The sequence below is a fragment of the Butyricicoccus pullicaecorum genome, assembly GCF_002160355.1.
GTDB classification, from domain to species: domain Bacteria; phylum Bacillota; class Clostridia; order Oscillospirales; family Butyricicoccaceae; genus Butyricicoccus; species Butyricicoccus pullicaecorum.
This window is the reverse complement of the sequence record NZ_NFKK01000011.1, coordinates 42,321-61,443: the sequence shown is the minus strand read 5'-3', so window position 1 is coordinate 61,443 and position 19,123 is coordinate 42,321. Positions and strand designations below refer to the sequence as shown.

Here is a 19,123-nt window from a genome sequence, read left to right as displayed (position 1 = left end):
TGCGCCGGGTCGCAGACCCGGACCCGCTTGTCGCCTGCGGGCGGGAATCCGTTTAGATAAACATGGTGCCGACGCCGTCGTCGCTGAGCAATTCGATCAAGATGGAGTGCTTGACGCGGCCGTCCTGAATGTTTGCGCGTTCGACGCCCTTACGGATGGCCTCGACGCAGCAATCGACCTTGGGGATCATGCCGCCCGAGATGACGCCGTCGCGGATGAGAGCCGGGACTTCGGAGACCTTCAGACGGGTCAGCAGGGTGCTTTCGTCCTTGGGGTCACGCAGCAGGCCGCGCACGTCGGTCAGCAGAATGAGCTTCTTTGCGCCCAGCGCGATGGCGAGCTTTGCTGCTGCGGTATCGGCGTTGATGTTGTAGTTGGTGTCGTCGTCGATGCCCTGTGCAACGGTGGACACGACCGGGATGTAGCCGCGTGCCAGCACGTCGATGACCGGCTGGGGATTGACCTCAACGATGTCGCCGACATAGCCGTAATCGGTGCCTTCCTCATCGGTCATGCGCTTGGCGCGGAACATGCCGCCGTCCATACCGCCCAGACCGATGCCCTGACCGCCAGCATGCTCGAGCAGGGTGACAAGGTCTTTGTTGACCTTGCCGCACAGGATCATCTGAACGATGTCCATGGTTTCGCGGTCGGTGTAGCGCAGACCGTTGACAAAGCGGGATTCCTTGCCGATTTTTTTGAGCATTTCCGAGATCTCGGGGCCGCCGCCGTGAACGACAACCACGCGCACGCCGACGAGTGAGAGCAGAACGATGTCGTGAATGACCGCGTCCTTGAGTTCTTCGTTAATCATGGCGTTGCCGCCGTACTTGACGACAACCGTCTGACCGTAATATTCCTGAATGTAGGGAAGGGCTTCGACCAGCACGTTTGCGCTGGTAGCCGGATCAAGATGATTCATCGCTGTATTCTCCTTAGGTACGGTAATCGCCGTTGATTTTGACGTAATCGTAGGTCAGATCGCAGCCCCAAGCGGTGACCGAAGCGTCACCAGCGTGCAGGGTAACGTCGATTAAGACCTCGTCCTCGAGCAGAACCTTCTTTGCAATCTCTTCGTCAAAGTCGAGCGCACGGCCAGCCTTGCACACAGCGACCGCACCAGCCTTGGAAGAGAAGGATACGTCAACGGTTTCGGGATCGAATTTCTCACCCGAATAGCCCATCGCGCACAGGATACGGCCCCAGTTTGCGTCGGCGCCGAACATAGCAGCCTTGACGAGCGAGGACTTGCACACAGCCTTGGCAAGACCTTCCGCAGTGTCCTCGTCGGGAGCGCCCGAGACCGTGCAGGTAATCAGGCGAGAAGCGCCCTCGCCGTCCGACGCGATCTTGCGTGCGAGCGTGATGCAGACTGCCTCGAGTGCCTCGTAGAATGCCTGACCGTCTGCGCTGGAAGCGTCTGCGATCTTGTCGTTTCCGGCCATACCGTTGGCCAGAATGCAGCAAGTGTCGTTGGTCGAGGTGTCACCGTCGACCGAGACGCGGTTAAAGGACTTCTGGACAGCCTTGAGCAGCATGGCTTGCAGCAGATCACCGTCGACTGCGCAGTCGGTGGTGATGAAGCACAGCATGGTACCCATGTTGGGGTGAATCATACCCGAGCCCTTGCAGATACCGCCCAGATGGCAGGTCTTGCCGCCGGCGGTGAACGATACCGCGATGGTCTTGGGAACGGTGTCGGTGGTCATGATGGCGTTTGCCGCCGCGTCCGAGCCGTCCGGGGTCAGCGTGATGGTGTGCAGGTTTTCCTCGATGCACTCGATGTTGATACGCTGACCGATGACGCCGGTCGAGCAGACGATGACGTCGTTTTCCGGGATGTTCAGCAGCTTTGCGCAGGCAGCGGCTTCGCGCTGAGCATTTTCCATGCCGTCGGGCGCGCAGGCGTTGGCGTTGCCTGAGTTTACGATGACCGCCTGTGCGACCTGGTTTGCCAGATGGTCACGGGTGACCTGAATGGGCGAAGCCTTGACGCGGTTTTTGGTATAGACAGCGGCAGCGGTGCAGGGGATTTCCGAGAAGATAATCGCGGTGTCGTCCTTCTGGGACGAAGCCTTGATGCCGCAGCGCGTCGCGCCGGCAGAGAATCCCTGTGCAGCGGTTACGCCGCCCGAGATGATTTCATACATGAGGGAAAAGCCTCCTTACAGGGTAAGCCCGGTGGTCTCGTCCAGACCGAGCATGAGATTCATATTTTGAACGGCCGCACCCGACGCACCCTTGCCGAGGTTGTCGAACAGTGCGGTAACGATGGTCTGCGAGCGGTGACCGTGCACGTACAGGGTCAGACTGTCGCGGCCAGAAAAGGTGTTGGCCGAGATCATGGGAGCACCTTCACCGAGCGGTGCGACCTTGACCATCTTCTGATCGGCATAGTGTGCGCTGAGCGCCTGCCATACAATGTGCACATTGTGGTCGGGCAGCATGACCGTGGTGGCCATGCCCTTGTAGTAATCGTCGACCACCGGACAGAAGACCGGAGGCGTTGCCAGACCGCACACCTTCTGCATTTCGGGCAGGTGCTTGTGCTGGAGGTTGAGACCGTACACGCGGGGTGCGTACAGGTCGTTTGTCTTGTCCTCGGCCTCGTAGGATGCGATCATCTTCTTGCCGCCGCCCGAGTAGCCGGTGAGCGAGAAGCAGGTGAGCGCGTCGGTCGCGGACAGCACGCCGTGGGCGACCAGCGGATAGACCGAGGCGATAAAGCCGGTGGCATGACAGCCGGGGTTTGCCACACGGGTGGAAGTCTGAATAGCTGCGCGGTGATCGTCCGACAGCTCGGGGAAACCGTATGCCCAGCCGTCTGCCGTGCGGTGTGCGGTGGATGCGTCAATGACGCGGGTGTGATCGTTTTCGATCAGGGAGACGGCCTCCCGTGCCGCCGCATCGGGCAGGCACAGGAACACGATATCGGCTGCATTCAAGAACTTGCGGCGTTCTTCGGTATCTTTGCGTTTCTCTTCGTCGATCAGCAGCAGCTCGAGGTCGTCACGCGCGCCCAGACGCTCATAGATTTGCAGGCCGGTCGTGCCTTCCTTGCCGTCGATGTAAATTTTGGGGCGCATCAGTTTTCGCCTCCCTGAGCCGCGAGAAAGTCCTCGATGACCTTGAGCTGACGTGCAACCTCATCGGGCGCCGGGCCGCCGATCGAGCGGCGCTCGCGCACGCAGGTCGACAGGTCGATTGCGTGGTATACGTCGTCCTCGAACATGGGGGTCACTGCCTTGTACTCGTCGAGAGACAGGGTATCGAGCGTCTTGTTATGCTCGATGCAGTAGTGCACCAGCGTACCGGTTGCCTTGTAGGCATCGCGGAAGGGCATACCCTTCTTGGTCAGGTAGTCGGCACAGTCGGTCGCGTTGATAAAGCCGCGCTTTGCTGCGTTCTTCATGTTTTCGGTCAGTACGGTCATGGTGCGGAACATGGGCGCGATGACGCGCAGGCAGTTCTTGACCGTGTCGATGGCGTCAAAGGTGGCTTCCTTGTCTTCCTGCATATCCTTGTTGTATGCGAGCGGGATGGCCTTCATGAAGGTCAGCAGGGTGGTCAGCGCACCGTATACGCGGCCGGTCTTGCCGCGGATGAGTTCACAGATGTCCGGGTTTTTCTTCTGGGGCATGATGGACGAGCCGGTGGAATAAGCGTCGTCCAGCTCGATGAACTTAAATTCCCACGAGCACCACGCGATGACTTCCTCGGACAGACGGGACAGGTGCATCATCAGGATGGACAGGTCGGCGCACAGCTCGATGCAGTAGTCGCGGTCGGATACGCCGTCGAGCGAGTTGTCCATGACGGCCGAGAAGCCCAGCTGCTCGGCGACAAATGCGCGGTCGATGGGGTAGGTCGTGCCGGCCAGTGCACCCGAGCCGAGCGGGAGCGCGTCCATGCCGGACAGGCAGTCGTCCAGACGGCGCACGTCACGCTTTAACATATTGGTGTAAGCCATGAGGTGATGGGCGAAGGTGATGGGCTGCGCACGCTGGAGATGGGTGTAGCCGGGCATAACGGTCTCGGTGTGCTTGGCAGCGACCTCGCACAGCGCGTGCATGAAGCCCAGCACCAGTGCGCGAATCTCCTTGATTTCACGGCGGACATACAGACGCATGTCGAGCGCGACCTGATCGTTTCTCGAGCGTGCGGTGTGCAGACGCTTGCCCGCGTCGCCGATGCGCTCGGTCAGGAGCTGCTCGTTTGCCATGTGGATATCTTCGTAGAGTTCGGGCGAAAAGTGGATCTTGCCCGCTTCAATATCGGCAAGGATGCCCTGAAGGCCCTCGATGATCTTCTGTACATCGTCCTGAGGGATAATGCCCTGACGGCCGAGCATGGTCGCGTGTGCGATCGAGCCCTGAATATCCTCGGCATACATCCGGCAGTCGAACATAACGGAGGAGTTAAAGTCGTTGACGACGGCGTCGGTTTCCTTCTGGAACCGGCCGGCCCACATTTTAGCCATATCTGTAAAGTCCTCGTTTCGTGATAGAGTGATAAAGTGGTAGGACGGAAGAACGGGGCGAGTTGCCTCGCCCCATCCGTTTCTTTGTCAAATTTATTCCACAGAGGGGAAGCCAGCGCCGGTCTTTTCCTGAAGAGCCAGGTCGTTCATGGCACGAACCTTGAGCGGCAGACCGAAGAGGTTGATGAAGCCTGCGGAATCGGCCTGATTGTAGGAATGATCCTCGCCGAAGGTTGCGATATCCTCGGAGTACAGCGAGTACGGAGAGGTGACCGATGCGGGGATGATGTTGCCCTTGTACAGCTTGAGCTTGACGTCGCCGGTAACGGTCTCCTGAGTGGAGGTGACGAACGCGCTCATTGCCTTACGCAGGGGGGTGTACCACTGGCCGTTGTAAACCAGATCGGCAAACTTGAGAGCCAACTGCTGCTTGTAGTGCTGGGTCTCCTTGTCGAGGGTGATCTCCTCGAGCTTCTGATGTGCAGCGTACAGAACCGCACCGCCCGGGGTTTCATAAACGCCTCTGGACTTCATGCCGACCAGTCTGTTCTCGACGATGTCCAGGATGCCGCAGCCGTTCTCGCCGCCGAGCTTGTTGAGGGTCTGGATGAGGGTAACCGAATCCATTTCCTCGCCGTTGACAGCGGTCGGAACGCCCTTTTCAAAGTGGATGGTGACGTAGGTCGGAACGTCGGGAGCCTGCTCGGGAGAAACGCCGAGCTCGAGGAAACCGGGCTTGTTGATGGGAGCTTCGTTTGCCGGATCTTCGAGGTCGAGGCCCTCGTGGGACAGGTGCCACAGGTTCTTGTCCTTGGAGTAGTTGGTCTCCTTATTGATCTTGAGCGGGATGTTGTGCTTTTCAGCGTACTCGATCTCCTTCTCACGGCTGTTGAGTTCCCAGAATCTCCAGGGAGCGATAACGTCCATGTGCGGAGCGAATGCCTTGATGGCCAGCTCGAAACGTACCTGATCGTTGCCCTTACCGGTGCAGCCATGGCAGATCGCGTCTGCGCCTTCCTTCAGTGCGATCTCAACGATGCGCTTTGCAATGATCGGTCTTGCAAAGGAGGTGCCGAGCAGGTACTGCTCGTAGGTTGCGCCAGCCTGCATGGTCGGGATGATGAAGTCGTCCACAAATTCCTTGTTCAGGTCTTCGATGTACAGCTTGGAAGCGCCGGTCTTGAGTGCCTTTTCCTCAAGACCGTCCAGCTCGGTGCCCTGACCGACGTTGCCGGAAACTGCGATAACCTCACAGCCGTAGTGCTCCTTGAGCCACGGAATCAGAACCGAGGTGTCAAGGCCGCCCGAATATGCTAAAACAACTTTGTTATATTTCTTTTCCATTTGAAATCCCCTCCGGAATCACGTGTTTTTTTCGATGGGCTTATTATACACCTGTAACTTTGAGAATGCAAGAAAAATTTTATAAATATTTTAGATAGCGTATAAATATACAAACTGTGCATGAATGGCAGAAAAAATGAGGCACGAAATTCCGCTGAAAAGACAACAAATCTCTTGCTATTTTGACCGGATAGGGCTAAAATAGCAGTATATTCGATTCTGTCAGGCGTCCCGGGTGAGGACGCCTCTTTATAAACAAGAGGTAAAACGCTATGATGAGTAATAAGAACCTGACCATGCTGACCGATTTTTATGAGTTCACCATGGCCAACGGATACTTCGAAAAGGGCATGGGAAACCGGCGCGCATACTTTGATATGTTTTTCCGCCGGGTACCGGACGGCGGCGGCTATGCCGTCATGGCCGGTGTCGAGCAGCTGGTAGATTATTTCAAGAATCTGCACTTTACCGAGGAGGATATTGAGTACCTCCGCGGCCGCGGATGCTTCTCTGAGGCGTTCCTCGACTATCTCAAGGACTTCAAGTTCGAGTGCGACGTATGGGCCATTCCCGAAGGCACCCCGATCTTCCCGGGTGAGCCCATTGTAACCGTTGCAGGCCCCATGGTACAGGCACAGTTTGTCGAAACCATGATTCTGCTGACCATCAACCACCAGACGCTCATCGCCACCAAGGCCAGCCGCATCACCCGTGCAGCGCAGGGCCGTACCGTGCTCGAGTTCGGTTCGCGCCGTGCACAGGGCTACGACGGCGCGGTCTACGGCGCACGCGCAGCCTACATCGGCGGCTGTCAGGGCACGGCCTGCGTCATCGCTGACCGTGACTTCCGCATCCCGGCAGGCGGCACCATGGCACACTCGTGGGTACAGATGTTTGATTCCGAGTATGAGGCGTTCAAGGCTTACGCCGAGATCTACCCGGACAACTGCGTCTTTTTGGTTGATACCTATAATGTACTCAAGTCGGGCGTGCCCAACGCCATCCGCGTGGCAAACGAGGTGCTGGCACCGATGGGCATCCGTCCCAAGGGCATCCGTCTGGACTCGGGCGATATCGCTTACCTGTCCATCAAGGCACGTGAGATGCTGGACGAGGCGGGATACTCGGATATGCAGATCATGGCATCCAACTCGCTCGACGAGTATCTGGTACGCGACCTGCTCAGTCAGGGCGCACAGATCGACTCCTTCGGCATCGGTGAGCGCCTGATCACCTCCAAGTCCGAGCCGGTCTTCGGCGGTGTCTATAAGCTGGTTGCCGTTGAGGACGAAAAGGGCGAGATCATTCCCAAGATCAAGGTGTCCGAGAACGTCGAGAAGATCACCACCCCGCACTTTAAGCAGGCTTACCGATTCTTTGATAAGCTGACCGGCAAGGCGCTGGGCGATGTGCTCACGCTGCGCGATGAGGTCATCAACGAGGAGCAGCCCTACATGCTGTTCCATCCCATCCACACCTGGAAGAAGAAGATCGTCACCGATTACGTGGTCAAGCCCTTGCAGGTGCAGCTCTTTGACAAGGGCGAGTGCGTTTATGAATGCCCGCCGGTCGAAGAGGTTCGCCAGTATTGCCACGACCAGATCGAGACGCTCTGGGAGCAGATTCGCCGCTTCGAGAATCCCCAGACCTATTACGTCGATTACTCGACCAAGCTCTGGCGCGTCAAGAACGCTCTGCTCGAAGCCGTACAGTAAATATAAGATTGGGACGCAGCGCAAAAGGCTGCGTCCTTTTTTTGTGCGCACTTGACGGAATGCGCAGGGCGATTTCGTTTGATAGGTGAAAGGGGGTGAGCAGATGCAGTCTGTTGACAGGATCGAATTTCTGGTGCATACCTATGCCGACCGGATTACGCGCATCGGCTATACCTGGTTTGGCAACGTGCACGATGCGCAGGACGTATGCCAGACCGTGCTGCTGCGGCTGATGACGCATGACTGTCCGGACGACAGCCCGGAAGCCGAGCGTGCTTGGGTGCTGCGCGTGACCATCAATGTGTGCAAGGACATCAAGCGCAGCGCGTGGTTTCGCCGCACGGTCGGATTGGACGAGGGCGCAGCGCTCACGGTCGAGCTGCCCGAACCAGGAGACGATACCGTGCTGCGCGCCGTGCAGAGTCTGCCGCTCAAATATCGAAAGGTGATTTATCTGCACTATTATGAGGGCTATGCGGTCGGGGAGATCGCGAAACTGTTGGGATTGCCGCCCAATCTGGTCTCCACCCATCTGACCCGTGCCAAACAGAAGCTGCGCAAACAATTAGGAGGTGAGCCGAATGAACAGACAATATCGGGATGAACTGGACAAGGTACGGCTGAGTGCGCAGAGCAAGCAGCAGCTGATCGACCGCCTGCACGCGCAGAGCGGACCGCAAACCGTGAAAAAATACGGCAGAAAGCGTCGTGCCGTCGTGCTTGCCGTGGCAGCCTGTGTCGTGCTGGCTGCGACAGCGGGCGCAGCCGTCCTGCACGATACCTTGCAGCATTTATGGACCAATGAATCCCAGCCGGTCTACGAGGCATACAAGACCGATCTCGGACGCACACAGACGGCGGACGGCTGGACGGTCACGCTGACCGACTGCGTGGGAAGCGAGAACATGCTGTATATCGGCGTGGAACTGACCGTACCCGAGGGCGCAGACCCCAACCAACCCTATCGGTTCGGAGATTATGATATGACCTTCCCGGACGGCAGCCGGGCGACCATTGGCGGCGGCATCAATGACGCGCCGCCCTATGACGGGCCGGACGGCGATACGCTGCACTTTGTCTGGCACATGAATGTCGCGCCCGACAGCCGGGCAGAGCCGCAGAGCTTGCAGGGCAAGACGGTCGATCTGACCATCGATTCGGTCTATCGTCTGGACTGGAATGCGGAAACCGACCGCTATGACGAAATCCTGATGACCGATCACGTCTGGAAGTTTGAGGACGTCAAGCTGGACTATCCGACCGCGGACACCACATATGCGGTGAACAAACCGGTCGAATATCTGGGCGGTACGGCGACGCTGGACGAGATCACGGTCTCGCCGTTCGGTGTGAAAGTGAGCATTTCGGGCGGCAGTGTGCTGCATCACCACGCGGAAAACCGTGCAAAGGATGGAAACTGCCTCATGTGCGCACTGACGGTATATGACGCAGACGGCAATGTGCTCTATGAAAACCCGCAATGGGGCGGAGCTGGAAGCCAGTGCGACGAGGACGCGGGCACGACGGTGATCTACCACGATTATCAGACCGCAGATTGGGATAAAATCCTGATCGACCCGGCGAAGGTCGCCAAGGTGAAAGTAAATAACGTGGAAATTCCGCTGAAATGACAAAAAGACCACTCCTAACTTGGAGCGGTCTTGTTTTGCAATTAAACAGACGGATTTTTGCTATGTCCCGCGTGCTTGTGCATCGCCGTCAGCACCGGATTATAGATTGCCCCGGTCGGACAGTTCTTCTTGCACTTGCCGCAGCGCACACACAGCTTGCTGCCGGGTTCTTTGTGCAGGTCAATGTCCATCGGACAGCTTTGTTTGCACTTGCCGCAGTCGATACACTTGTCCGAATCGACCTCGTACCGCAAAAGCGCGACCGGGTTAAACAGACCGTAAATCGCACCGAGCGGGCACAGATAGCGGCAGAACGGCCGGTAGACCACAATGCTCAAAAGAATCACGACGGCCAGAATGAAGAATTTCCATGCAAACAGCATGCCGGCTGCCGAGCGGATGCCCTCGTCCAGAATGGTCAGCGGGATGCCGCCGAGCAGCATACCGGACGGACAGATATACTTGCAGAACCACGGGTCGCCAATGCCCACGATATTCACCACGGTCAGCGGCAGAATCACGACGAACAGGACCAGCACGATATACTTGAGCGTGCGCAGAAACTTGTCGCCGGGCAGTTTTTTGAGCTTTTTCGGGAAGGGAATTTTGTGCACAAGCTCCTGAAATAAGCCGAACGGACACAGCCAGCCGCACACAAAGCGGCCGCACAGCGCACCGACTGCAACTAGAAAACCGATTGCGTAGAAGGAAAACTGTCGTCCGCGGCTGCCTAAAACGGCCTGTAAGGCCCCGATGGGACAGGCACCGAGCGCACCCGGACAGGAATAGCAGTTGAGTCCGGGAACGCACAGCTGCTTGAGCGGTCCTGAGTAAATCTTGCGCTCTACAAAACCGCGCACATAGCCGTTGGTCAGTGCGGCAAAGCAGGCCTGAACGATCAAACGAAGATGTTTCATGTCAGCCCACCCCGATACATTCCAGACAGATGGTCGCCGCCTTGCGCAGCACGATTTCCGCCTCGCCGTCCATTGCGCCGTAAATCATCATGCCGATGCCCACGAGCAGCAGCGCGGGTGCAATCCATGCCTTACGCCGCGTCATTGGTGCTGTCCTCCGCAGAAGTCGTTTCGTCGGCCTTGACCATTTCCAGACGCTCGGAGATGACCTGCGACCAAGTATCCTTGTCCTGTGCACCGAGAATGCCCTTGCCGACCAGCTTGCCCTCGCTGTCAAAGAAGAAGGTCACGGGAACCGAGGACGAAGCGGTCAGAACCGGGTACAGATCTTCCGCGGGCTGGAGGTGCAGATAGTTTGCCTTGGTCTGGGAGACGATCTCCTTGGCATCTTCCAGCATGTCTTCGGTGCCGTTGAGGTCGGCGCACACGCCGATAATCTGGTAGTCTGTGCCGCCTTCGGCAGCCAGTTCACCCAGTTCGGGCATCTCGTTGATGCACGGGCCGCAGAAGGTTGCCCAAATATTCATCATGGTCAGCTTCGCATTTGCAAATACCGATTGATCGACCTCGTTGCCGTCCAGATCCTTTGCGGTAAAGGTCAGCTGGAAGGTCTCGGCGCTGTCGTCCGAGGATTCCGATGCCGTGCTGTCGTCTGAGGATTCCGACGCTGCGCTGTCGTTCGATTGGGCGTCATCGGTCTGACTGGAACTCGGTGCAGACGAGTCTGTGTTCGGTGTTGTGCCTGCCGAGTTGCCGCAGCCCGAAAGCATCAGCAGCGCCAGCAGCAGGATGAGGGATTTCTTCATGAAAAGTCCTCCTTTTGCGTGGAAAGTATTACTTCGACTATATCATATCTGACCTGCAAAGGGAAGAGACTAAGTCACATAACGACAGAAAATTTGTAAGAATGCAAAGAAAGTGAAGAAATGGAGACTAAAAAGTTATGTAAAATGAGAAAACGGGAAATATCCGAGCAGGGACTGCGCTTTTGGCAGCCCATGTGCTATAATAAGACAATAGACCAAACGAGGGGAAAGGAGAGAAACCCCCAATATGCGAAATTTCCGCATTACCGTCAGCTATGACGGCAGTCGGTATCAGGGCTGGCAGCGCATCGGCAACGGACAGAGCATCCAAGGCAAGATCGAGGCCGTGCTGAGTGAGATGACCGGACATAAGGTTGAGATTCACGGCGCGGGACGCACCGACGCGGGTGTACATGCCCGGGCGCAGGTCGCGCACTTCAAAATTAACACCGACCGCACCCCGGATGACATCCGTGCATATTTGAACCGCTATCTGCCCGAGGACATTGCGGTCACGGCATGCGAAGAGGCAGACGACCGATTCCACGCTCGACTAAACGCGACCGGCAAGCGGTATGTATACCGCATCTGGAACAGCGACACGCCCAACGTGTTCGAGCGCAAATACCTGTGCCGGATGGAACAGAAGCTGGACACCGTAGAGATGCAGCACGCCGCCGATCTGCTCATCGGAACGCATGATTTTAAGGCGTTCTGCGGCAATAAAAAGATGAAGAAGTCCACCGTGCGCACACTGCACACGGCACGGGTGGAACGACTGGGCGACGAGGTGCGCCTGACCTTTGAGGGCACCGGATTTTTACAGAATATGGTGCGTATTTTGGCAGGTACGCTGGTCGAGGTCGGACAGGGTAAGCGAAACGCACAGGAAATGACCGCGATTCTGGACAGTTTAGACCGCGCAAACGCCGGTATTACCATGCCGCCGCACGGCCTGATTTTAGACGAAGTATACTATGATGCAACCGGAAAGGAAGGTAAAACCGTATGAAGATCGGATTTTTAGGCTTTGGCAATATGGCACAGGCGATGGCAAAGGGATTGCTGCTGACCGAGTCTATCGCACCGCAGAATATTTACGCCTGTGCGAAGGATTGGGAAAAGCTGTGCCGCAACACCCAGCCGAGCGGCATGGTGCCCTGCCATTCGGCAGAGGAAATGATTGAGCAGGTCGATCTGGTGGTTATCGCTATCAAGCCCTATATGATTCCCAAGGTCGTACCCGCGCTGCACGATCTGCTGACCGATAAGATCATTATTTCGGTTGCAGCAGGCTATACGTATGATAAGTTCAACGAGCTCATGGGCGACGACCTGCACGTGCTGTGCACCATCCCGAATACCCCGATCTCGGTCGGCGAGGGTATCATTGTTTGTGAGCAGACTCATAGCCTGACTGCGGACGAGTTTGCCGCCTTTGAGCAGCTCTTCTCGAAGTCGGCACTCATTCAGCCGGTCGAGAGCCATCTTTTGAGCGTTGCAGGTACGGTTGCTGGCTGCTCGCCTGCGTTCATCAGTATGTTCTTGGAAGCGCTGGGTGATGCAGGCGTTAAGCACGGCTTGCCGCGTGCGCTCGCGTATCGTCTGGCAGGTCAGGCATTGTGCGGAACGGGTAAGATGCACGTCGAGACCGGTACCCATCCGGGCGCGATGAAGGACGCAGTCTGCTCGCCGGGTGGTACGACGATTAAGGGCGTGAGCGCACTCGAGCACCATGGCTTCCGCTCAGCGGTCATCGACGCAATCGACGCGATTGAGGGCAAGTAAAGGAAACGGAATCCCGCCCAAAGCCCGTAGGTCACTATCCTTGTTCTCGCGCCGAGCGCGAATAAAACGAGTGGGCGATAAACGGGTCCGGGCCTGAGGCCCGGCGCGATCCAGCCGCGTAGGCTGGCCCGTCCAGGTGGAACCTGGTCGCCATCCGCAGATGGCGAAATCTCTCTTGAAACCCGGTGTCCGACCCGGGTTTCAATCAAAGCAAACAAAAAGGAAAGACCGTCCCTTTTGGACGGCCTTTCCAAGAGATTGCGCGACCTGCGGGTCGCGCTTTTATTTTTGGTTTTGGTTGATTCCGGTCTTTTGACCGGAATCAAAAGGGGAGTTTCGGACTCTGCGGAGTCCGACTCAGGGCGCTGCCCTGAGAACCCGCAAGCCTTTCGAGAAAGGCTTGAGCGAAAGCTTTATTTGGGCTGCGGTGCAGAGCGGCTCATTTGAATCGCTTTTTCCACCGCATTCAGAATATTTTCATATCCTGTACACCGACACAAATGCCCGGAAATGCGTTTGCGCAATTCCTCTCGGGTATATTCCTTCCCACTCATCACAATTTCAAGTGCAGACAGAATCAGACCTGGGGTACAAAATCCACATTGCACGGCGCATTCGTCGATGAATGCCTGTTGAATCGGGGACAGTGTACCGTCGGCCTTGCGCAGACCCTCCACAGTCAAGATCGACTTACCCTCAGCCCAAACCGTGAGATACAGGCAGGAATCGACAGCTTTTCCGTCGATGAGCACAGTGCACGCGCCGCACTCGCCGACTTCGCACCCGCGCTTGACACTGGTCAGACCCAGACGGTCGCGCAGGGTATCGAGCAGGGCTTCACCGTCTTCTACGGCAACCGTGGTCGGCACGCCGTTGACGGTCAAAGAAATGAGATTGCGCATGATTAGAACACACCTCCTGCACGGGTCCAGGCGCTGCGGATGGCACGTCTGGCAAGTTCGGTGATGAGCTGCAAACGGAATTCGCGGCTGGCGCGCCAGCTCGAGCGCGGCGAAGCGTGTGCGGCAGCGGTGCGAGCGATCTCATCGAGCAGCGCGTCGGTGAGCACTTCGCCGTGTGCGAGTGTCTCTGCTTCGGTACAGCGGATGGGCGTGGGAGCTGCCACGCCGTAGGCCAGTCGAAGATCGGCGACCGTGCGCTGGTCGGTGGCAGGCTTTACGAGTGCTGCACAGCCGAGCGTTGCAATCTCCATCGCGGCACGCTTGCCGTATTTGATGTACTGACCGCCGAATCCCTGAAAATCAGCCGGGAAAATGCGGATTTCGGTCAAAATTTCATCCCGATTGCGCACGGTGCGTCCCGGACCGGTGTGGAAGTTGGTCACCGGTACCACACGCTTGCCGGCAGCACTTTGCAGGGTCAATTCTGCGTTCAGTGCGAGCAGCATGGGGGCAGAGTCGGCACTCGTCGCGCCGTTGCACAGGTTGCCGCCAATGGTACCCGCCTCGCGGGTCTGCGGACCGCCGACCTGATCGACCGCCTCACCCAGATACGGCACAAACTCCTCAATGATGGGGTCAGCCGTGATGCGGGCAAAGCTCGTGCACGCGCCGATAACGATCGACCCGTCTGCTTCCATGCGCACGCCGGTCAGCTCGGGCAGTTCGTGGATGGACACGAGCGAAGCCCCGGCGGCCTTGCCCTCACGCACACGGATAAGGACGTCGGTGCCGCCCGCGATGACCATACTTTCCGGGTCGTCTGCCAGTGCGCGCAGCGCATCGTTCAAATCTTTGGCAGGGTACAGCCGTTTGATGTCAAACATGGTCTTCGCCTCCTAACAGTCCGGCGGCACGGAAGTGCTCGATGAGTTTTTGCGGGGTGAGCGGCAGCGAATGCACCGACACACCGGTCGCGTGAAGCAGCGCATTGCGGATGGCCGGTGCGACCGGGATGGCAGGCGGCTCGCCGAGCGCCTTGTTGCCATACGGGCCGGTCGGGTCGTCCACCTCGACAAAGAGTGCCTCTAGTTTGGGGGTATCCATCGCGGTCGGGATCTTGTAGTCGAGCAAGTTTGCGTTGAGCGGTTTGCAGGCATCGTCAAAGAGCATCTCTTCGCTCAGTGCGTAGCCCAGACCCATGCTCATACCGCCGTGCACCTGTGCCTCGGCGAGCTTGGGATTGATGAGCCGTCCGCTGTCATGCACATTGACAAGGCGCAGGACGTGAATCTGACCGAGTGCAAGGTCGACCTCGATTTCGGCGAAGCATGCGCCGGTGGCGAAGGTGTTCTGCTCGCAGTGATAGGTCTCTTCCGCCGTCAGGTGGCGGCTGTTTGTCAGGCTGTAACAGCTTTCCATGCCCACATCGGCAACGGTCAGCACGGTTTGACCGGTTTCGTCCACAATCTGACCGTCTGTGATGGTCAGACCCTCAGCCGAACGCTCCAGCATACCTGCGGCATAGTCCAAAATTTTACTGCGCAGACTCTCGCCAGTCATCTTGCACGCCATACCGCTGACGTAAGTCTGACGGGAGGCGTAAGCGCCGGTGTCAAAGGGGGAAACGTCAGTGTCCTGCACGGTCTGGATGTCGATGGCATCGACCGGCAGCCCGATGGACTCGGCTGCCATCTGGGTGAACACGGTGTCCGCACCCTGTCCGATCTCGGTCGCACCCATCTGCACGGTCACGCGGCCATCTTCGTGCAGCATCATGCGGCAGGAAGCGGTCTCGAGCGAGATGGGATAGACGTTGGATTTGTAGGTGAAGAGCGCCATGCCCACGCCGCGGCGGCGGTCGCCGGTCTGGTTCTGGTACAGACGGCGCTTTGCGTCCCAATCAATCGCCGCACGGCCTTTTTCCAGCACCTGATCCAGACCGTAAGCGTGCATGGTGATGCCGTTGTGCGGGTCTACGTATCCGGCCTGCACGCAGTTTTTGAGGCGGAATTCCAGCGGGTCCATACCGAGCGCGTAAGCCAGGTCATCGGTCAGCGCCTCGGTGATGAAGCAGCCCTGCGGAATGCCGTAGCCGCGCATGGCACCGGCAGTTGGACGGTTGGTATAGACCGTGTAGCTCTCGGAGTCGAGCGACATGCGGTCGCGGTAGCACTGCTTGAAAACATTCGCCGCATTGGCAGCAATCGCATGACCGTGCGAAGCGTAGCCGCCCTGATTGGACTTGGCGCAGTAGGTACGCGCGAGCAGCGTGCCGTCCGGGCTTGCGACCGCCTGCACGTCCCAGTCAAAGGCGTGGCGGGTGCGGGTGCAGCCCAGCACTTCCTCGCGGCTGAGCTCGATATTGACCGCGTGGCCGCCGAGCTGGGTGGTCAGCCATGCGGCCAGGGGTTCGACCAGAACGTCCTGCTTGTTGCCGAAGCCGCCGCCCATGTAGGGCTTGATGACGCGCACACGCGACCAGGGAATGCCCAGCGCCTGACCGCACACGCGGCGCACAATGTGGGGAATCTGGGTGGAGCTGACCACCGTGATTTTCTGTCCTTCCATGTACGCGAACGAGTGCACGGGCTCCATGTGACAGTGCTGCACAGCGGGCACGCTGTAATGCCCGGACACGACGACCGCGCCGGGTGTCGCGGCAGCCTCATCAAAGGTGCCGTCTCCCAGATGAAACTGGGAGTGCACCACCACATTGCCGGGCTTTTCCTCGTGCAGACAGGGCGCACCGGGTGCCATCGCCTCATCGGGCGTGGACAGTGCGGGCAAGGCTTCAATATCTGCCTTGACCAGCCGCGCGGCGCGCTCGGCGCTTACACGGTCACGGGCAACCACAACCGCAATCTCATCACCCCACACGCGGATATGCGCGTTGAGCAGCTTGCGGTCGCAGATGTCCTGATGGGACGGAACGGTCGACCAGGGGTGTCCGGCGGTCGGGAACTGAATGTCGGGCACGTCGAAACAGGTGAAAATACGCACAACGCCGGGGACGGCCTGCGCCTTGGTGAGATCAAAGCCGCGCACCCAGCCGCTTGCGACCGGTGCACGCACGATCTTCGCGACGTAGGGGTTCGCGGGGACCAGATCGGCGGTGTACTTTGCCTCTCCGGTGACCTTTGCGAACGCATCTACGCGTGGGATACTCTGACCAACTGCCATAAGAGATTCCCTCCTTTATACCCGCCGTGCTGTGCGCGGCGGACGGTTATTTCTCGAAATCCTTGTAGAGCAGGCTGGGCTGAATGCCCATATTGTTCTGATACTTGCCGCTCTTGTAGGGTTCGTACTCACCATGAATGTCGTGATAATAAATCTGACAGATTTCTACATTGGGATAGATGCGGATGGGCTGAACGCAGAAGATTTCCAGCGTCCAGTAACCGGCAAAGCCGACGTCGCCGAAACCGGCGGTGACATGGATGAACAGACCCAGACGGCCGGTCGAAGAACGACCCTCGAGCATGGGGACAAAGCCGTCGGTGCGGGTGAACTCGTTGGTGCGTCCGAGGTACAGACGGCCGGGTTCAAGCACCAGACCTTCTTCGGGAATGGTCAGATGGCGGGTCGGGTTGGGGGTCTTCATGTCCAGAACGTCGTGCTCGTAGACCAAAAGCTCGTTTGCCAGCGACAGATTGTAGCTGTTGGGGTTTAAGCGGCTGGGATCGTAGGGTTCAATGACGATCTCCTTGCCAAGATGCTTTTCGATTTCCTTGCCGGATAAAATCATGGGAAAAAGGTTCCTTTCACATAAGTTTACGGCCCGAAACATACTTGTGCGTGACGGCGCGGTCGTCTGCGAGATAGACCACGCGGGTCAGGCACTCCAGCGGGGACAGGTCGAACGGACAGGGCAGCATTGCGTCGTCCAGAACGAGTGCGTCGAATTCAAAACCGGATTCGAATGCACCGACCTTGCCGAAGAATGCGCCGCCGCCGCGGGTGGCCAGATAGAAGGCTTCGGGCAGGGTGATGGGGGCGAGAGAAGCATCCTGGAGCCGCCAGCGCAGCTTGGATACCTGGATGGTGTCTGCGATGGCGCGCAGCATGGACAGGTGGACACCGCCTGCGATGTCCGAGCCCAGACCAACCGACAGCCCTTCGTTTAAGAAGGCGCGTACGGGTGCGATGCCCGAGGACAGGTTGACGTTGGACTGGGGACAGTGCGCGACAAACACGCCGTTTTGCTTCATCCGTGCCCGCTCTGCTTCATCCGACCAGACGCAGTGCGCCATGATGGCCGGGCAGCCGTCGCCGCCGAACAGACCGAAGCGGTCATAGGCATCGCCGTAGCCGGTCGAATCCGGGCACAGTTCGGATACCCAGGCGATTTCGCCCTGGTTTTCCGACAGATGGGACTGCACGGGCAGGCCGGTTTCGCGCTGAAGGTCGCGCAGACCTTCCATGAGCGCGTCCGAGCAGCTCGGGATAAAGCGCGGGGTCAGGATGGGACGGGAGCGGGTGAAGTCCCGGCAGCCGTCCAGCCATTGACGGGTCGCAGCGAGTGACGCCGCGGCACTCTCCTCGCGCAGACAATCCGGACTGTTGCGGTCCATGTTGACCTTGCCCACACGGGTGATCAGACCGCTGTCCTCGAGCAGACCCATGAGGGTCAGGGTCGCATCGACGTGCAGCGTGCCAAACAGCACGGCGCGGGTGGTCGAGCTGCGGCGCAGATCGTCGACAAACAGCGTGTACGCACGGCGTGCATAGTCCGGGTCGGCATAGCGCGCTTCCTGCGGGAAGGTCTGGGTGTCCAGCCAGTCCAGCAGTTCGAGATCCATGCCGAGCGAGCGGAACGCATACTGCGGCGCGTGCGCGTGCAGGTCGACCAGACCGGGGATGATGAGCTTTCCGGTGTAGTCGTGCACCGGGAGCGATGCAAAGCGTTCGGGCAGGGTGGGGAAGACACCGGCGCATACACCATCTTCGCAGACCACATACTGATTTTCACAGATGGTCATGTCCTGCGGGGTGCGGCTCCAGAGAATATCGCCCTTGAGTACAAAAGAATTCGTCATATATATGCCTCCTAGCGTAGGGAAATGCGCGGAAAAACGTCCTGAAAATAAAAAAACAACTGGGAAGCAGGACGAGTCCCCGCATGGTGGAGGACTTATAGTCAACTGTTCCGGCAGTTGGTAGAAACGCTCAACCGATTATGAGCATATATAAGTCATGAATCTGATTTCATTATAACGGGCAGACTTTCTCTTGTCAATTCTAAGAACGAAGGATGACAAGCGGCGAAAAATCAGGTATAATAGGCGCAGAGCGACGATCTTTCAGCTTTTTGGCCGATTATCGGCTGCGATAGAATGTATTTTAAAAAGTTGCCACGGGTCATGGAAAAAGCGAGATTTAGGGTTAAAATTGACCGAAAGCTGTGGTATAATAGCCATAAAACGGCTATTATACTTTTATTTTATAATTATACCATCAGCGGCACGTGGTTTCGTGTTTGGTATTGGATGTTTGCCTGCCGCTGTGGTATAATGGATAAGACAAGGAGGAAGAACCCC

General features: G+C 57.9%; 18 protein-coding genes and 1 riboswitch. Of the genes, 5 read left to right on the top strand and 13 right to left on the bottom strand.

The window, feature by feature from the left end; genetic code table 11:
• Nucleotides 1–52: 52 nt before the first annotated feature.
• The 5 genes from argB to B5F17_RS09765 all read right to left on the bottom strand — a co-directional run bounded on the left by argB (nucleotide 53) and on the right by B5F17_RS09765 (nucleotide 5,824).
• Complete coding sequence (argB, locus tag B5F17_RS09785; protein WP_016148552.1) at nucleotides 53–922, bottom strand: acetylglutamate kinase; 870 nt, start codon at nucleotides 920–922, stop codon at nucleotides 53–55.
• Between the two features lie 13 nt (nucleotides 923–935).
• Nucleotides 936–2,150, bottom strand: coding sequence for a bifunctional glutamate N-acetyltransferase/amino-acid acetyltransferase ArgJ (gene argJ, locus B5F17_RS09780; RefSeq protein ID WP_087373453.1), 1,215 nt, complete (start codon nucleotides 2,148–2,150; stop codon nucleotides 936–938).
• Nucleotides 2,151–2,165: 15 nt separating this feature from the next.
• The gene (gene argC, locus B5F17_RS09775) at nucleotides 2,166–3,086 is read right to left on the bottom strand and encodes an N-acetyl-gamma-glutamyl-phosphate reductase (RefSeq protein WP_206396719.1); all 921 of its coding nucleotides are present in this window, start codon (nucleotides 3,084–3,086) and stop codon (nucleotides 2,166–2,168) included.
• The gene (gene argH / locus B5F17_RS09770) at nucleotides 3,086–4,480 is read right to left on the bottom strand and encodes an argininosuccinate lyase (protein WP_087373450.1); all 1,395 of its coding nucleotides are present in this window, start codon (nucleotides 4,478–4,480) and stop codon (nucleotides 3,086–3,088) included. The genes argC and argH overlap by 1 nt, the downstream gene beginning before the upstream one ends.
• Nucleotides 4,481–4,573: 93 nt before the next feature.
• A complete protein-coding gene (locus B5F17_RS09765; protein WP_016148548.1) occupies nucleotides 4,574–5,824 on the bottom strand; it encodes an argininosuccinate synthase in 1,251 nt (416 codons plus the stop codon).
• A 275-nt stretch (nucleotides 5,825–6,099) separates the two neighbouring features.
• On the opposite strand from B5F17_RS09765, the gene B5F17_RS09760 reads away from it, so the two are divergent.
• From B5F17_RS09760 to B5F17_RS09750, 3 genes are all read left to right on the top strand, one after another.
• Entirely contained in the window at nucleotides 6,100–7,539 is a 1,440-nt protein-coding gene (locus B5F17_RS09760; RefSeq protein ID WP_087373513.1) for a nicotinate phosphoribosyltransferase, read from the top strand.
• A 103-nt stretch (nucleotides 7,540–7,642) separates the two neighbouring features.
• Entirely contained in the window at nucleotides 7,643–8,143 is a 501-nt protein-coding gene (locus B5F17_RS09755) for an RNA polymerase sigma factor (RefSeq protein WP_087373447.1), read from the top strand.
• Entirely contained in the window at nucleotides 8,121–9,170 is a 1,050-nt protein-coding gene (locus B5F17_RS09750; protein WP_087373446.1) for a DUF4179 domain-containing protein, read from the top strand. Before B5F17_RS09755 ends, B5F17_RS09750 begins: the two co-directional genes overlap by 23 nt.
• A 41-nt stretch (nucleotides 9,171–9,211) precedes the next feature.
• Here the strand turns inward: B5F17_RS09750 and B5F17_RS09745 are convergent, their stop codons facing one another.
• Genes B5F17_RS09745 through B5F17_RS09735 form a run of 3 tightly spaced genes read right to left on the bottom strand, consistent with a single transcriptional unit; the run spans nucleotide 9,212 to nucleotide 10,893 of the window.
• Nucleotides 9,212–10,087: a 4Fe-4S binding protein gene (locus B5F17_RS09745; protein ID WP_087373444.1), complete on the bottom strand. Its 876-nt coding sequence runs from the start codon at nucleotides 10,085–10,087 to the stop codon at nucleotides 9,212–9,214.
• Between the two features lies 1 nt (nucleotide 10,088).
• Entirely contained in the window at nucleotides 10,089–10,232 is a 144-nt protein-coding gene (locus tag B5F17_RS14965; RefSeq protein WP_016148543.1) for a CD1871A family CXXC motif-containing protein, read from the bottom strand.
• The gene (locus B5F17_RS09735) at nucleotides 10,219–10,893 is read right to left on the bottom strand and encodes a TlpA family protein disulfide reductase (protein WP_087373442.1); all 675 of its coding nucleotides are present in this window, start codon (nucleotides 10,891–10,893) and stop codon (nucleotides 10,219–10,221) included. Before B5F17_RS09735 ends, B5F17_RS14965 begins: the two co-directional genes overlap by 14 nt.
• Nucleotides 10,894–11,140: 247 nt before the next feature.
• Between B5F17_RS09735 and truA the strand changes: the two genes are divergently transcribed.
• Together truA and proC are read left to right on the top strand one after the other, a co-directional pair.
• Nucleotides 11,141–11,905, top strand: coding sequence for a tRNA pseudouridine(38-40) synthase TruA (gene truA / locus B5F17_RS09730; RefSeq protein WP_087373439.1), 765 nt, complete (start codon nucleotides 11,141–11,143; stop codon nucleotides 11,903–11,905).
• The gene (proC, locus tag B5F17_RS09725; RefSeq protein ID WP_087373437.1) at nucleotides 11,902–12,681 is read left to right on the top strand and encodes a pyrroline-5-carboxylate reductase; all 780 of its coding nucleotides are present in this window, start codon (nucleotides 11,902–11,904) and stop codon (nucleotides 12,679–12,681) included. Before truA ends, proC begins: the two co-directional genes overlap by 4 nt.
• Nucleotides 12,682–13,094: 413 nt before the next feature.
• Here the strand turns inward: proC and xdhC are convergent, their stop codons facing one another.
• From xdhC to B5F17_RS09700, 5 genes are read right to left on the bottom strand one after another with little or no spacing between them, the layout of a single operon-like run.
• Nucleotides 13,095–13,583: a xanthine dehydrogenase subunit XdhC gene (xdhC, locus tag B5F17_RS09720; RefSeq protein WP_016148539.1), complete on the bottom strand. Its 489-nt coding sequence runs from the start codon at nucleotides 13,581–13,583 to the stop codon at nucleotides 13,095–13,097.
• A 2-nt stretch (nucleotides 13,584–13,585) separates the two neighbouring features.
• A complete protein-coding gene (xdhB, locus tag B5F17_RS09715) occupies nucleotides 13,586–14,467 on the bottom strand; it encodes a xanthine dehydrogenase subunit XdhB (RefSeq protein WP_087373435.1) in 882 nt (293 codons plus the stop codon).
• A complete protein-coding gene (xdhA, locus tag B5F17_RS09710) occupies nucleotides 14,460–16,763 on the bottom strand; it encodes a xanthine dehydrogenase subunit XdhA (protein ID WP_087373433.1) in 2,304 nt (767 codons plus the stop codon). The genes xdhB and xdhA overlap by 8 nt, the downstream gene beginning before the upstream one ends.
• Before the next feature lie 46 nt (nucleotides 16,764–16,809).
• Nucleotides 16,810–17,331, bottom strand: coding sequence for a dCTP deaminase (gene dcd / locus B5F17_RS09705; RefSeq protein ID WP_016148536.1), 522 nt, complete (start codon nucleotides 17,329–17,331; stop codon nucleotides 16,810–16,812).
• Between the two features lie 16 nt (nucleotides 17,332–17,347).
• Nucleotides 17,348–18,622, bottom strand: a complete 1,275-nt coding sequence (locus B5F17_RS09700) for an amidohydrolase family protein (RefSeq protein WP_087373431.1) — start codon at nucleotides 18,620–18,622, stop codon at nucleotides 17,348–17,350.
• Between the two features lie 78 nt (nucleotides 18,623–18,700).
• A riboswitch (purine riboswitch) is annotated at nucleotides 18,701–18,796 on the bottom strand.
• Nucleotides 18,797–19,123 lie beyond the last annotated feature (327 nt).

Bases quoted from the DNA above. Each gene is read 5' to 3' on its own strand.
- argB (WP_016148552.1), bottom strand. From the start codon at position 922: ATGAATCATCTTGATCCGGCTACCAGCGCAAACGTGCTGGTCGAAGCC.
- argJ (WP_087373453.1), bottom strand. From the start codon at position 2,150: ATGTATGAAATCATCTCGGGCGGCGTAACCGCTGCACAGGGATTCTCT.
- argC (WP_206396719.1), bottom strand. From the start codon at position 3,086: ATGCGCCCCAAAATTTACATCGACGGCAAGGAAGGCACGACCGGCCTG.
- argH (WP_087373450.1), bottom strand. From the start codon at position 4,480: ATGGCTAAAATGTGGGCCGGCCGGTTCCAGAAGGAAACCGACGCCGTC.
- B5F17_RS09765 (WP_016148548.1), bottom strand. From the start codon at position 5,824: ATGGAAAAGAAATATAACAAAGTTGTTTTAGCATATTCGGGCGGCCTT.
- B5F17_RS09760 (WP_087373513.1), top strand. From the start codon at position 6,100: ATGAGTAATAAGAACCTGACCATGCTGACCGATTTTTATGAGTTCACC.
- B5F17_RS09755 (WP_087373447.1), top strand. From the start codon at position 7,643: ATGCAGTCTGTTGACAGGATCGAATTTCTGGTGCATACCTATGCCGAC.
- B5F17_RS09750 (WP_087373446.1), top strand. From the start codon at position 8,121: ATGAACAGACAATATCGGGATGAACTGGACAAGGTACGGCTGAGTGCG.
- B5F17_RS09745 (WP_087373444.1), bottom strand. From the start codon at position 10,087: ATGAAACATCTTCGTTTGATCGTTCAGGCCTGCTTTGCCGCACTGACC.
- B5F17_RS14965 (WP_016148543.1), bottom strand. From the start codon at position 10,232: ATGACGCGGCGTAAGGCATGGATTGCACCCGCGCTGCTGCTCGTGGGC.
- B5F17_RS09735 (WP_087373442.1), bottom strand. From the start codon at position 10,893: ATGAAGAAATCCCTCATCCTGCTGCTGGCGCTGCTGATGCTTTCGGGC.
- truA (WP_087373439.1), top strand. From the start codon at position 11,141: ATGCGAAATTTCCGCATTACCGTCAGCTATGACGGCAGTCGGTATCAG.
- proC (WP_087373437.1), top strand. From the start codon at position 11,902: ATGAAGATCGGATTTTTAGGCTTTGGCAATATGGCACAGGCGATGGCA.
- xdhC (WP_016148539.1), bottom strand. From the start codon at position 13,583: ATGCGCAATCTCATTTCTTTGACCGTCAACGGCGTGCCGACCACGGTT.
- xdhB (WP_087373435.1), bottom strand. From the start codon at position 14,467: ATGTTTGACATCAAACGGCTGTACCCTGCCAAAGATTTGAACGATGCG.
- xdhA (WP_087373433.1), bottom strand. From the start codon at position 16,763: ATGGCAGTTGGTCAGAGTATCCCACGCGTAGATGCGTTCGCAAAGGTC.
- dcd (WP_016148536.1), bottom strand. From the start codon at position 17,331: ATGATTTTATCCGGCAAGGAAATCGAAAAGCATCTTGGCAAGGAGATC.
- B5F17_RS09700 (WP_087373431.1), bottom strand. From the start codon at position 18,622: ATGACGAATTCTTTTGTACTCAAGGGCGATATTCTCTGGAGCCGCACC.